Source organism: Bradyrhizobium sp. USDA 4501 (assembly GCF_054062115.1).
Genome location: NZ_JBSSEX010000001.1, coordinates 8,231,365 through 8,243,459 on the forward strand (window position 1 = coordinate 8,231,365; position 12,095 = coordinate 8,243,459).

Here is a 12,095-nt window from a genome sequence, read left to right on the forward strand (position 1 = left end):
CCGGGAGCGGCAATCTGGAAAGCATTGCTGGGGGTTCCGCGATCAGTCTTGCGGCAATCGCGACCACCATCCAATTGCCATCCGGTTTCCCGCCATCCGGTTTCCCTTGGGGAATTCGAACGCCTGAGCCATGTTGCGATCCACGTTGACAGTCCCGATTTCCGAGCCGGTTTCGTCGATGCCGGCGGTGGCCGCCGCGCCGGCGCCGAAAATGAACAATGATGACAACCGCAATGGGACGGGCAACGGCCCCTCGACCTCGGTCATCACCAAGGTCAAGCCGAAGACCAAGCGTCCGAACCTGTACCGAGTCCTGATCCTGAACGACGACTACACGCCGATGGAGTTCGTCGTTCACGTGCTGGAACGATTCTTCAACAAGGACGCCGAGGCGGCGACCAAGATCATGCTGCACGTTCATCACCACGGGATCGGCGAGTGCGGCGTTTTTACCTACGAGATCGCCGAGACCAAGGTGACGCAAGTCATGGACTTCGCGCGCAAGCACCAGCATCCACTGCAGTGCGTGATGGAAAAGAAATAGGTCGCTGGAACGACTGACCCGCCGCGAGGCGCGGAACGGGTCTTGCATCGCGGTTTTTGATGGTGGTGAACGGCGTTCCCGTACGATCACGGGCGTCGCCGCGCGACGCCCCGATGCCCCGAATTTAGAAGAAAACCATCATCGCGGGACCGGTCTTTCGCCACGATCCGTCGTAACTATATCAAAGGCGATCACGAAGGTTGTTATTGCCTGACCCGGTAATGGCGATCATGATGGCAGGGGGCCATAGAGGACGCGAATGCCAACTTTTTCCCAAAGCCTTGAACAGTCGCTGCACCGTGCATTGGCGATCGCAAACGAGCGTCACCATCAATACGCGACGCTCGAACATCTGCTGCTGTCGCTGATCGATGACTCGGATGCGGCGGCTGTGATGCGGGCCTGCAGCGTCGATCTCGACAAGCTCAGGACCAGCCTCGTTAATTATCTCGAGACCGAATTCGAAAACCTGGTGACTGACGGCGCCGATGACGCGAAGCCGACCGCCGGGTTCCAGCGCGTGATCCAGCGCGCGGTGATTCACGTCCAGTCGTCCGGTCGCGAGGAAGTGACCGGCGCCAACGTCCTGATCGCGATCTTCGCCGAGCGCGAGAGCCACGCCGCGTACTTCCTGCAGGAGCAGGACATGACGCGCTACGACGCCGTCAACTACATCAGCCACGGCATCGCCAAGCGGCCCGGCGTGTCCGAGGCGCGGCCGGTGCGCGGCGTCGACGAGGAAACCGAGACCAAGGGCAACGAGGACGCCAAGAAGAAGGGCGAGGCGCTCGAGACCTATTGCGTCAACCTCAACAAGAAGGCGCGCGACGGCAAGATCGATCCGGTGATCGGCCGCAATGCCGAGATCAATCGTGCGATCCAGGTGCTGTGCCGCCGCCAGAAGAACAACCCGCTGTTCGTCGGCGAAGCCGGCGTCGGCAAGACCGCGATTGCCGAAGGCCTCGCCAAGCGCATCGTCGACAGCGATGTGCCGGAAGTGCTGGCGGCCGCGACCGTGTTCTCGCTCGACATGGGCACGCTGCTTGCGGGCACCCGCTATCGCGGTGATTTCGAGGAGCGGCTCAAGCAGGTCCTGAAGGAGCTGGAGGCGCATCCGAACGCCATCCTGTTCATCGACGAGATCCACACCGTGATCGGCGCCGGCGCCACCTCCGGCGGCGCGATGGATGCGTCCAATCTGCTGAAGCCCGCGCTGGCTTCGGGCACGATCCGCTGCATGGGCTCGACCACCTACAAGGAATACCGTCAGCACTTCGAGAAGGACCGCGCGCTGGTGCGGCGCTTCCAGAAGATCGACGTCAACGAGCCGACGGTGGAAGACGCAATCGCGATCCTCAAGGGCCTGAAGCCCTATTTCGAGGATTACCATCGGCTGAAATACACCAACGAGGCGATCGAGGCTGCGGTGCAGCTGTCGTCGCGCTACATCCACGACCGCAAGCTGCCCGACAAGGCGATCGACGTGATCGACGAGTCCGGCGCGGCGCAGATGCTGGTCGCCGAGAGCAAGCGCAAGAAGACGATCGGCATCAAGGAGATCGAGACCACGATCGCGACCATGGCGCGGATCCCGCCGAAGAGCGTGTCGAAGGACGATGCCGAGGTGCTGAAGCATCTCGAGCAGACCCTGAAGCGCACGGTGTTCGGCCAGGACAAGGCGATCGAGTCGCTGGCGGCGTCGATCAAGCTGGCGCGAGCCGGCCTGCGCGAGCCGGAGAAGCCGATCGGCAGCTATTTGTTCTCGGGTCCGACCGGCGTCGGCAAGACCGAGGTGGCCAAGCAACTGGCGGCGTCGCTCGGTGTCGAGCTGCTGCGCTTCGACATGTCCGAATATATGGAGCGGCACACCGTGTCGCGCCTGATCGGCGCGCCTCCCGGCTATGTCGGTTTCGACCAGGGCGGCCTGCTCACCGATGGCGTGGACCAGCATCCGCATTGCGTCGTGCTGCTCGACGAAATCGAGAAGGCGCATCCGGATCTCTACAACGTGCTGCTGCAGATCATGGATCATGGCCGGCTCACCGACCACAACGGCAAGCAGGTCAACTTCCGCAACGTGATCCTGATCATGACCACGAATGCCGGCGCGGCCGATCTTGCGCGGCAGGCCTTCGGCTTCACCCGCTCGAAGCGGGAAGGCGACGATCACGAAGCGATCAATCGCCAGTTCGCGCCGGAGTTCCGCAACCGGCTGGATGCGATCGTCTCGTTCGCGCACCTCAATGCCGAGGTGATCGGCATGGTGGTCGAGAAGTTCGTGCTGCAGCTCGAGGCGCAACTCGCCGACCGCGACGTCACGATCGAGCTGTCCGAGCCTGCAAAGGCCTGGCTGATCGAGCACGGCTATGACGAGCAGATGGGCGCACGTCCGATGGCGCGCATCATCCAGGAGCACATCAAGAAGCCGCTCGCGGATGAGGTGCTGTTCGGTCAGCTCAAGGGCGGCGGACATGTCCGCGTCATCCTGGTCAAGGACGAGGCGACCGCCAAGGACAAGATCGGCTTCGAATATGTCGAGGGCCCGGTCACGCCGAAGCCCGAGAACCTGCCGCCGCGCAAGCGCAAGCCGCCGAAGGGCGGTCCCAACGGCGGCGGAGGCGGCACCAAGGGGCCGGCCTCAAAGGGACCGATGGTCAAGGTCTGAGGCGCGAGCGAACAACCAAACGAAAAGGCCGGCTGAACAGCCGGCCTTTTTGTTTCTGGCGGTGGGAGGCGCGTCTCCGCGCCGTCACTCGCCCTTCAGCCGCTGGCCCTCCTGGACCCGCACCCGGTCGGCGCCGCGGCTGCCGGCCGAGGACAGCCGGAGCGTGCTGAGCACAGCTCCCACGACGGCAAAGCCGACGCCGACCATCAGCGAGATCCGGGTGCCGTCAGCCGGATAGCGCGCCAGCAGCAGCGCCACCAAAGCGGCGCCGATGGTCTGTCCGAGCAGGCGCGCGGTCCCTAACATGCCGCTGGCGCCGCCCGAGCGCTCGCGCGGGGCGGCGGCGATCATGGTGCGGTTGTTAGGGGTCTGGAACAGGCCGAAGCCGGCACCGGCGAGCGCCATGCGCCAGATCACGTCGACCGGCGTCGCGTTGGCCGGCATCAAGGCCAGCGTGCCCAATCCCGTCGCGAACAGCAGCAGGCCGATGCCGCCGAGCAGGCCGGCCGGATAGCGTTCCACCAGCCAGCCCGCGAGCGGGGCGGCGAACGCGACCGCGATCGGCCACGGCGTGATCAACAGGCCGATCTGAACCGCCGAATATCCGAAATGGTTTTCCAGATAGAACGGCATCGCGACAAAGGCTAGCATCTGGCCGCAGAACGAGGCGATCGAGGTGCCGATCGAGAGTGCGAAGATCGGAATCCGCAGCAGGTCGACGGGCAGCAGCGGCGAGGGCAGATGCTGCTGCCGCCGGTACAGCAAATGCGAGGCGACCGCGGCGACCGCGAACTCCAATGCGCAGAGATACAGCGACCCGCCATGGCCGGCGCTGTCGATCGCGCTGATGCCGAACCCGAACGCGATGGCGCTCATCGCGGCGCTCTGCCAGTCGAAGGCGTGAACCGCCGGCCTGGTGTGCGGCAGGAAGCACCAACCCAGCGCCAGCGTGACAATGCCGAGCGGGACATTGATTGCGAACAGATACGGCCAGGTCCCCACCGCCAGGATGAACGAGGCGATGGTCGGACCGACCGCGGCAGAGATCGCGACCACCAGCGCGTTGACGCCGATGCCGCGGCCGAGCAGCGAATGCGGATAGATGAAGCGGACCAGCGCGGTGTTGACGCTGAGGATTCCGGCAGCGCCAAACCCCTGCAGGATGCGGGCGACCGTCAGAAGCGGCAGCGTATGCGACAGCGCGCAGAACAGCGAGGCCAGCGTGAACAGCAACAGCCCCGCCAGATAGACGCGGCGATAGCCGATGATTTCGCCGAGCGAGGCCAGCGGCAGCAGCGAGATCGTGATCGCCAATTGATAGCCGTTGACGATCCAGATCGAGAACGCGGGGCTCGCGTTCAGATCCCGGGCAATGGTCGGCAGCGCAACGTTGGCGATCGAGCCGTCGACGACGGCCATCACGAGGCCGAGCGCGATCGTGAGAATGGCCCAATTGCGCTGCGGCTGCGGCAGCCCGTCGGGATGCTCTGTCATCGCGGACGACATGTCGTGGAGTGGCTCTCGGTTCCGGCGTTGCGGGGATTACCGCATGCTGGATTAGCCCGGCCTTTGCAACCCCGAATGCCGGATGCCGGCCGCGAACGAAACGAGGGCTCCGAGCCGAGATGGCTCAGCCCTGGCCGAGCAATTCATTGATGCGCCGCTGCAGCTGCCGCTTCTTGATCTCGCTGCGGCGGACCCGTTCGTCGAGATCGCTGACCGGCGTGTCGGAGGTCATGATCCGGAAGGCGAGGCCGACCTTGTTAGCCTGGCGCCAGATCAGGCGGGCCAGGAACGAGCGGCCCTTGCGTGCGACGCTGAGATTCATCTCTTCGGGCAAGTGCGCGGCATCGCTAAATTCAACGCAGGCACCGCCTTCGCTGATGTTGCGGACGACGCAATCCATCGTCGAGCCGCGTTCATCGATCTCCGCAACCGCACCATAGAACACCTTCTCGCGTACGCTCTGGCGCCGGTCCTGCACGGGAAATCCTCCAAATGAACGGCACGACTGTACCGGTCCGCCCCAGCGAAAAGAAGGGCGCCGGGGGAACCGTTGCAGTTAGCGTAAATATTTGCATCCGTGAGGGCGCGGATTCCCGGCTATTTTGCGCCGCAACAGACCTATGGCTTCCCTCGAAGCTTTAGTTCGGCAGCCGGCTTTGCCGCCAGTCGCGCGGCGACAGGCCGTAATGGTCGCGGAACACGCGGCCGAAATGCGAGAGATCGTTAAAGCCCCAGGCGAATGCAATCTCGCCGATGTGGCGATGCGCGTGCGCCGGTGAGGCGAGGTCGCGCTTGCAGCGCTCCAGCCGCTGCGCCAGCACGAAGCGCTGGAACGAGGTGTCCTCGTCGGCCAAAAGGCTGTTGACGTAGCGCGGCGAGATGCCGAGCGCGGCGGCGGTCTCGGTGAGGTTGAGCTCGGGGTTCGGCAGATGCGCAAGCACATGCGCCTTCAGGCGGTAGAGCAGCGCGGAGCGGTGGGTCGAGGCGGGCAGCGCGGTGCCGCCGAGTCGCTCGCTCATTGCCATCGCCAGCAGGTCGGCGGCCTGGTCGGCGAGGCGGATCGCGTTGTCAGGATCGAGCTTGTCGGCGATCTCGGAGAGCCCCGCGATGAACTGCCAGGCGAGCCGCTGCACGGGACGATCCGATGTGAACGTGGTCGCAGTTAAGCCCTGGGTGCCGGCAAAGCGCCGGTGCAGGATGGCGCGCGGCACCTGGAAGATGGTCTGCGTGAAGTCGGCGTTGAAGCGCAATTCATAGGGCCGGGTGGTGTCGTAGAATGCGAACTCGCCCGGCTGGATCACGGTCTCGCGGCCGTCCTGCAGCACGGCGCCCGCGCCACTCCGGCCGAGGGCGAACAGAACAAAATCCTCGCTGGCGCGTGCGATCCGCGACGGCGTGCGCAGCACCCGTTGCTGGCTCGACGAGACAACGGAGCATTTCACCGCGCCCAGCTGCGCGCTGGTGATGGCGCCGTGGAAGGCGGTGCCGAGGTCCGACTTGCAGTCGAGCTGCACGAACACGTCGCAGACGATGTCCTGCCAGAGCGCAAGGCGCCGATGGGTGGGCGCGTCTTCCGTGGTGAACAGGGCCGGCATGATTTCCTCCCCTCACGAGTGCAAACGCTGGCCACGCAAACAAAGCAAGCTTCATACCGGGGACGGCCGGGGAATCTCCTCCGCAGTCGAATTTTCCTTCCGTCCCGGTCGAACGGCGTGCCCGGTCTCGGGGCAGCATGATGTCAGAGGCCGCCATGGCCGATCAAGCACGAACCGGCCGCAAGCGTCGGCCGCGAGGAGGACATCATGGGCATCGAACATCCGAAATACCGCGTTGCGGTGGTGCAGGCCGCACCTGCCTGGCTCGACCTCGACGCCTCCATCGCCAAGTCCATCGCGCTGATCGAGGAGGCCGCCGCCAAAGGGGCGAAGCTGATCGCGTTCCCCGAGGCGTTCATCCCCGGCTATCCCTGGTACATCTGGCTGGACTCGCCGGCCTGGGCGATCGGGCGCGGTTTCGTGCAGCGCTATTTCGACAACTCGCTGAGCTACGACAGCCCGCAGGCCGAGAAGCTGCGGCTCGCGGTCAAGAAGGCCGGCATGACCGCGGTGCTCGGCCTGTCCGAGCGCGACGGCGGCAGCCTCTATCTCGCGCAATGGTTGATCGGGCCCGACGGTGAGACCATTGCGAAGCGGCGCAAGCTGCGGCCGACCCACGCCGAGCGCACCGTCTATGGCGAGGGTGACGGCAGCGACCTTGCGGTGCATGACCGTCCCGGCATCGGCCGGCTCGGCGCGCTGTGCTGCTGGGAGCATCTGCAGCCGCTGTCGAAATACGCGATGTACGCCCAGAACGAGCAGGTCCATGTCGCGGCCTGGCCGAGCTTCTCGCTGTACGATCCGTTCGCGCCGGCGCTCGGCTGGGAGGTCAACAACGCGGCCTCGCGGGTCTATGCGGTCGAAGGCTCGTGCTTCGTGCTGGCGCCCTGCGCCACGGTCTCGCAGGCGATGGTCGACGAGATGTGCGACCGCGACGACAAGCACGCGCTGCTGCATGTCGGCGGCGGACATGCCGCGATCTACGGGCCGGACGGCAGCTCGATCGCCGAGAAGCTGCCGCCCGAGCAGGAGGGCCTGCTGCTCGCCGATATCGATCTCGGCGCGATCGGGATCGCCAAGAACGCCGCCGATCCGGCAGGGCACTATTCGCGCCCCGATGTCACGCGTCTGCTGCTGAACAAGAAGCCTTCGAAGCGCGTCGAGCATTTCGCGCTTCCGCTCGACAGCCTTGAGGAGATCGACGCGGCCGCGAGCTGAAAGCACGACATCCAACGGGAGGCGACTGCCATGGAATCCGCCATTCCATCTCATTTGCAGACAGTCCGATCGCGTCATCGGCGTGTGCCCGACGATTACGCGCCGCCTTATCCATCCTTCGTCGCGCGCCACAAGCCCGCGGTCACGCGCGTGATCATGGCCTATTTCGGCGTGCAATATCGCGGTGAGAGGAGCGCGGCGGCGACCGACGCGCTGGCGCAGATCGCCACGCGCTTTGCCAGAGAAAACAGTCCGACGCATTGGGACCGCGCGCAATATGTTGACCAGGCCGGCTTCACCAACGTCGTCTCGGTCGCCTATTGGGACGACGCCGGGCGTTTCGACGCCTGGTTCGACGGCGCGCGCGAGGCCTGGACCGGCAGCGGCGCCAGCGACGGCGTCGGCCGCTTCATCGAGGTGCTGCGGCCGCATGTTGCGCGCTACGAGACGCTGTTCTCGTCGCTGGGCCGTCCGGAGGGTGTCGCGGTGCTCGTCGACGGCATGAGCGGAGAGGTGCAGGAGCATGCTTATTGGGGCGGCATGCGCGACCGTATCCCGCTGTCGCAGACCGACGCGATGACGCCGGGCGGCGAGCCGCGCGTGATCCGCGACGGCGCACGCATCCGTGTGGTCGCGCATGACAATCTCTGCCTGATCCGTTCCGGACAGGATTGGAGCGATACCGAGGCAGCGGAACGCAAGATGTATCTCGACGATGTCGAGCCGGTGCTGCGCGAGGGCATGGATTTCCTGCGCGACGACGGTGTGCCGATCGGCTGCTATGCCAACCGCTATATGCGCGTTGTCGATGCGGAGGGCAGGCCGACCGAAAAGTCTTACGGCCAGAGCTGGTGGAAGAGCCTTGCGGCACTCGAGCGCTGGGCGGAATCGCACCCGACCCATGTCAGGATTTTTGGCGCGGCGATGAAGTATCTCTCGACCTTGGGGCCGAACGCCAAGCTCAGGCTGTATCACGAGGTCACGGTGGCAGGCGCCGACGAGCAGTTCTTCGAATATCTCGGCTGCCATGAACGGACCGGCATGCTCACCGCCGTACAGGTCGCCCGAGCGACGACGCCTTGAGTTGGCAAAGTGCTCGTATCTAGCGTCGAGCCTTACGCAACGCGCTCGCGCAGGCCCTTGGCGACTTCCTTCTGCGCGTCGAACTCGCGGCGCAGGCGGGCCAGCTCCTCGGCGCTGAGCGCATCGGCGTTGCTGTAGTCGCGCTTCCAGGAAGCATCCTCGCTCCAGCGCAGCGGTGACTGCACGGTGGTCTGCGGACCGGGCGCCTGCTCAAGCACGCGCACCGCCAGCTCCAGCGTGAACGCCTGCGAGGCGACGTCCTGCGGCTTGCCGGCGGAATTGCCGAGCGGGAAATCGGAGAACAGGAAACGCGGCACCGCGGCATGCTCGACGATATCCTTGGCGCAGCCCATCACGACCGTGGAAATCCCGTTGGCCTCGAGATGCCGCGCCACCAGGCTGACGGTCTGGTGGCAGACCGGGCAGTTCGGCACCAGCACCGCGGCGTCGACCTTGTCGTCACGGCAACGCTTGAGGATTTCGGGCGCGTCGGTCTCGATGGTGACGCGGTGGCTGCGGTTGGTCGGGGCGCCGAAGAAGCGCGGCGCGACGTCGCCGATCGTGCCGGCCGCGGCGAGGCGCTTCAGTTGTGCCAGCGGGAACCAGGTGCCGTTGTCGGTCGCCGTGGTGTGGGTGCGGTCATAGGCGATGTGCGAAATCCGCAGATCGTGCTGCTTTGACGTGTCGCCGTCATAGACCGCATAGAACTTGGCCCCGCCGTTGTATTTCGCGCCGGGACCCTGGTCGCCCCGTGCCGGATCGAACGGCGCCGCGGTCGTGATGATGGCGACCCGGGACTGGTTCAGCGGCTTCTTCAGGGGCTGGAACGGGGCGGAGGTGTAATGCGCCCAGCGGTAGGGGGTGGTGTAGCCGATAGCCGCGTAATAATCGCGGGTTCGCTTCATATAGCCGATCGGGGCGTCGTCATCGGGGGCAAAGCCGAGTTGATCGTCGGATGCTGCGGCCATTTGCGCTCCCTTTTGCGCGCCATCATTTCAGTCCATAGCTAGACCACGAGCTTGCGGTGTCAAGCCGCGCCCGCACGGGAACAGAATTGCCATGCGAACCGGTCGTTGCGCCGCATTGGTCATGCTTGTGCTGCTGGTGCCGCCGGCCCGCGTCGGCGCGGAGGACGCTCCGGCCGCGGCCCCGGCGCCGCCGCCTGGCGCCGAGCAGCCGGCAGCGCCGCCCCCGGACAAGCCCGCTGAGCAGCCCGCGGCCGCGCCGGCGGAGCCGCCTGCGCCACCGCCGGGAGAGCAGGCCGCACCATCGGCCGACAAACCTGCCGCGTCCCCGGCGGATACGCCCGCAGCGCCGGCCGAGAAGCCCGCGGCGGCGACCGACAAGCCCGCGGACGATGTGCGCGAGAGCGACACCCGCGAGGCGATGTGCCTGATGATCGAGTCGGCGGCGCGGGCCAACGATCTGCCGCTCGAATTCTTCGCGCGCGTGATCTGGCAGGAGAGCCGCTTCCAGGCCGATGCGGTTGGTCCGATGACGCGCAACGGCCAGCGCGCGCAGGGCATCGCGCAATTCATGCCGGGCACGGCAAACGAGCGCGGGTTGCTCGATCCGTTCAATCCGGTGCAGGCGCTGCCGAAGTCGGCCGAATTCCTCAGCGAGCTGCGCAACCAGTTCGGCAATCTCGGCCTCGCGGCCGCGGCCTACAATGCCGGCCCGCGCCGGATCCAGGATTGGCTCGCCGGCTCCGGCTACATGCCGCAGGAGACGCGCAATTACGTCTCCGCGATCACCGGCTCCAGCGTCGACGACTGGGCCGCTGCCGGGCGCAACGGCAAGATGCCGCAGCGCGCGCCGACCACGAGCTGCCGCGAGCTGATGGCGCTGCTCAAGCGCGCGCCGAATCCGTTCGTCGCTGGGCTCGAGCAGCACATCACGCTGTCGGCCGCCAAGGTCTGGGGCGTGCAGCTTGCCGCCGGCTTCAGCCGCGACAAGGCGCTCGCGATGTATGCCCGCGCCATCAAGCGCCTTGCCAACGTGATCGGCGATCAGGATCCGAGTTTGCTGAGCTCACGGCTTCGCACCCGCGGCAGCGCGACCTTCTACCAGGTGCGCATCGGCGCCGACACGCGTCCCGAGGCCGACGGCCTGTGCAACCGCATCCGCAAGGCGGGCGGGGCGTGCTTCGTGCTGAAGAACAGGGCGTGATTGCGTGGATCGGTAGCCCGGATGAAGCGAAGCGCAATCCGGGACAGCTCTCGCCGGTTGCAAGAGCGGCCCCGGATTTCGCTGGCGCTTCATCCGGGCTACCAAGGCGCATACCCGCCCTGTGCCGTCTCTTGCTTGACCCTGCGTTGTCAGCGCCCTAAGCCGCCGCGATTGCAAACCATCCGGTTCCCCGTGGCGCTTCCTCCGCTCGATTCTCCGCAATGGCACACCTCGTTCCGCGCCTTCCTGTGGGGCGCACGGTCGATCGGCGCGACCGTGCTGACCCTGGTGCTGTTTGCGACCTATCTCGGCATCGGCGCGCTGGCGCATGATTCCGGCTTCTCGCTGGGCTGGACCCTGGCGAGCACGGCGTTCGTCTGGGCTGGCCCTGCGCAGATCATCGTGATCACGACACTCGGCTCCGGCGCCACCGTGCTGCAATCGGCGATCGCGGTCACCGTCAGCGCGATCCGCCTGTTTCCGATGGTGGTGTCGGTGTTGCCGATGATGCGGACCGAACAGACCAAGCGCCGGCATCTGATCCTGGTGGCGCATCTCACCGCCGTGACGCTGTGGGTCGAATGCTTCCGCTTCCTGCCGCAGGTGCCGCGCAACCGGCGGATCGCCTTCATCCACGGGCTCGGCTGCGGGCTGGTCACGGTCTGCCTGATCGCCAACACGATCGGCTACATGCTCGCGGCCAACCTCACGCCGCTGTTCGCCGCCGGCATGCTGATGCTGACGCCGCTCGCCTTCCTGTTCTCCACGGCGCGCAACTGCCGCGAGCTCGCCGATGTCATCGCGCTGGTGCTCGGCCTATTGCTGTTCCCGCTGGCGGCGATGCTGAACAGCGGCGTCGACATCCTGGTCAGCGGCGTCGTCGCCGGCACCATCGCCTATGCCGTGCACCGCGCGAGGGCAGGCATCGTCGGGGCGCGCGCATGAGCGGTTTCATCGGCGAATGGCACGCGCTGGCGATCCTGTTCGTCGCGGGCGTCATCCCCAACCAGATCTGGCGCATGCTCGGCCTGTGGTTCGGCGGCGGCATCGACGAGAACTCCGAACTGTTGGTCTGGGTGAGGGCGGTCGCCACCGCGATCCTCGCCGGTATCATCGCGCAGATCGTGGTGCAACCGCCGGGCGCGCTCGCCAGCGTGCCGGACTGGCTGCGCTACGGCGCCGTCGCCGCCGGCTTTGTCGTGTTCATGCTGGCGAGGAAATCGATCTTCGCCGGCGTGATCGCAGGCGAAGTCGTCATGATCGCTGGCAAATACTGGCTCGCCTGATTGCGGCGTCCGCATTATCCGCTAGTCTC

At 66.0% G+C, this 12,095-nt stretch carries 12 protein-coding genes; 7 read left to right on the top strand and 5 right to left on the bottom strand.

Translation table 11 applies throughout. From position 1 onward, the window contains the following. Positions 1-42: 42 nt before the first annotated feature. Positions 43-219: a hypothetical protein gene (locus ACVWZM_RS38220; protein WP_156436563.1), complete on the bottom strand. Its 177-nt coding sequence runs from the start codon at positions 217-219 to the stop codon at positions 43-45. On the opposite strand from ACVWZM_RS38220, the gene clpS reads away from it, so the two are divergent. Then, positions 212-544: an ATP-dependent Clp protease adapter ClpS gene (gene clpS, locus ACVWZM_RS38225; protein WP_038385792.1), complete on the top strand. Its 333-nt coding sequence runs from the start codon at positions 212-214 to the stop codon at positions 542-544. The genes ACVWZM_RS38220 and clpS overlap by 8 nt on opposite strands. A gap of 259 nt (positions 545-803) precedes the next feature. Continuing rightward, positions 804-3,209: an ATP-dependent Clp protease ATP-binding subunit ClpA gene (gene clpA, locus ACVWZM_RS38230; RefSeq protein WP_028336408.1), complete on the top strand. Its 2,406-nt coding sequence runs from the start codon at positions 804-806 to the stop codon at positions 3,207-3,209. 84 nt (positions 3,210-3,293) lie between these two features. Here clpA and ACVWZM_RS38235 read toward each other — a convergent pair whose 3' ends face one another. The 3 genes from ACVWZM_RS38235 to ACVWZM_RS38245 all read right to left on the bottom strand — a co-directional run bounded on the left by ACVWZM_RS38235 (position 3,294) and on the right by ACVWZM_RS38245 (position 6,310). Further along, entirely contained in the window at positions 3,294-4,715 is a 1,422-nt protein-coding gene (locus tag ACVWZM_RS38235) for an MFS transporter (protein WP_456835051.1), read from the bottom strand. A 124-nt stretch (positions 4,716-4,839) separates the two neighbouring features. Next, positions 4,840-5,193: a PilZ domain-containing protein gene (locus ACVWZM_RS38240; RefSeq protein ID WP_456835052.1), complete on the bottom strand. Its 354-nt coding sequence runs from the start codon at positions 5,191-5,193 to the stop codon at positions 4,840-4,842. Positions 5,194-5,353: 160 nt separating this feature from the next. Further along, the gene (locus ACVWZM_RS38245) at positions 5,354-6,310 is read right to left on the bottom strand and encodes an AraC-like ligand-binding domain-containing protein (RefSeq protein ID WP_456835053.1); all 957 of its coding nucleotides are present in this window, start codon (positions 6,308-6,310) and stop codon (positions 5,354-5,356) included. Between the two features lie 207 nt (positions 6,311-6,517). On the opposite strand from ACVWZM_RS38245, the gene ACVWZM_RS38250 reads away from it, so the two are divergent. Together ACVWZM_RS38250 and ACVWZM_RS38255 are read left to right on the top strand one after the other, a co-directional pair. Next, positions 6,518-7,528: a carbon-nitrogen hydrolase family protein gene (locus ACVWZM_RS38250; RefSeq protein WP_076834510.1), complete on the top strand. Its 1,011-nt coding sequence runs from the start codon at positions 6,518-6,520 to the stop codon at positions 7,526-7,528. 30 nt (positions 7,529-7,558) lie between these two features. After that, positions 7,559-8,611: a phenylacetaldoxime dehydratase family protein gene (locus ACVWZM_RS38255; protein ID WP_456855901.1), complete on the top strand. Its 1,053-nt coding sequence runs from the start codon at positions 7,559-7,561 to the stop codon at positions 8,609-8,611. A gap of 32 nt (positions 8,612-8,643) precedes the next feature. On the opposite strand, the gene ACVWZM_RS38260 is transcribed toward ACVWZM_RS38255, so the two are convergent. Then, positions 8,644-9,579 (bottom strand): glycine/sarcosine/betaine reductase selenoprotein B family protein, encoded by a 936-nt coding sequence (locus ACVWZM_RS38260; RefSeq protein ID WP_456855903.1) that lies wholly within the window; start codon positions 9,577-9,579, stop codon positions 8,644-8,646. 91 nt (positions 9,580-9,670) lie between these two features. On the opposite strand from ACVWZM_RS38260, the gene ACVWZM_RS38265 reads away from it, so the two are divergent. The 3 genes from ACVWZM_RS38265 to ACVWZM_RS38275 all read left to right on the top strand — a co-directional run bounded on the left by ACVWZM_RS38265 (position 9,671) and on the right by ACVWZM_RS38275 (position 12,066). Continuing rightward, entirely contained in the window at positions 9,671-10,780 is a 1,110-nt protein-coding gene (locus tag ACVWZM_RS38265; protein ID WP_253639699.1) for a lytic transglycosylase domain-containing protein, read from the top strand. A gap of 192 nt (positions 10,781-10,972) precedes the next feature. Continuing rightward, on the top strand, positions 10,973-11,725 hold the full coding sequence (locus ACVWZM_RS38270; protein ID WP_028336401.1) for an AzlC family ABC transporter permease: 753 nt from the start codon (positions 10,973-10,975) through the stop codon (positions 11,723-11,725). Continuing rightward, positions 11,722-12,066 (top strand): AzlD domain-containing protein, encoded by a 345-nt coding sequence (locus ACVWZM_RS38275; protein WP_076834502.1) that lies wholly within the window; start codon positions 11,722-11,724, stop codon positions 12,064-12,066. Before ACVWZM_RS38270 ends, ACVWZM_RS38275 begins: the two co-directional genes overlap by 4 nt. The last annotated feature ends 29 nt before the right edge of the window (positions 12,067-12,095 follow it).

Bases quoted from the DNA above. Each gene is read 5' to 3' on its own strand.
- ACVWZM_RS38255 (WP_456855901.1), top strand. From the start codon at position 7,559: ATGGAATCCGCCATTCCATCTCATTTGCAGACAGTCCGATCGCGTCAT.
- clpS (WP_038385792.1), top strand. From the start codon at position 212: ATGAACAATGATGACAACCGCAATGGGACGGGCAACGGCCCCTCGACC.
- ACVWZM_RS38250 (WP_076834510.1), top strand. From the start codon at position 6,518: ATGGGCATCGAACATCCGAAATACCGCGTTGCGGTGGTGCAGGCCGCA.
- ACVWZM_RS38260 (WP_456855903.1), bottom strand. From the start codon at position 9,579: ATGGCCGCAGCATCCGACGATCAACTCGGCTTTGCCCCCGATGACGAC.
- clpA (WP_028336408.1), top strand. From the start codon at position 804: ATGCCAACTTTTTCCCAAAGCCTTGAACAGTCGCTGCACCGTGCATTG.
- ACVWZM_RS38275 (WP_076834502.1), top strand. From the start codon at position 11,722: ATGAGCGGTTTCATCGGCGAATGGCACGCGCTGGCGATCCTGTTCGTC.
- ACVWZM_RS38265 (WP_253639699.1), top strand. From the start codon at position 9,671: ATGCGAACCGGTCGTTGCGCCGCATTGGTCATGCTTGTGCTGCTGGTG.
- ACVWZM_RS38245 (WP_456835053.1), bottom strand. From the start codon at position 6,310: ATGCCGGCCCTGTTCACCACGGAAGACGCGCCCACCCATCGGCGCCTT.
- ACVWZM_RS38235 (WP_456835051.1), bottom strand. From the start codon at position 4,715: ATGTCGTCCGCGATGACAGAGCATCCCGACGGGCTGCCGCAGCCGCAG.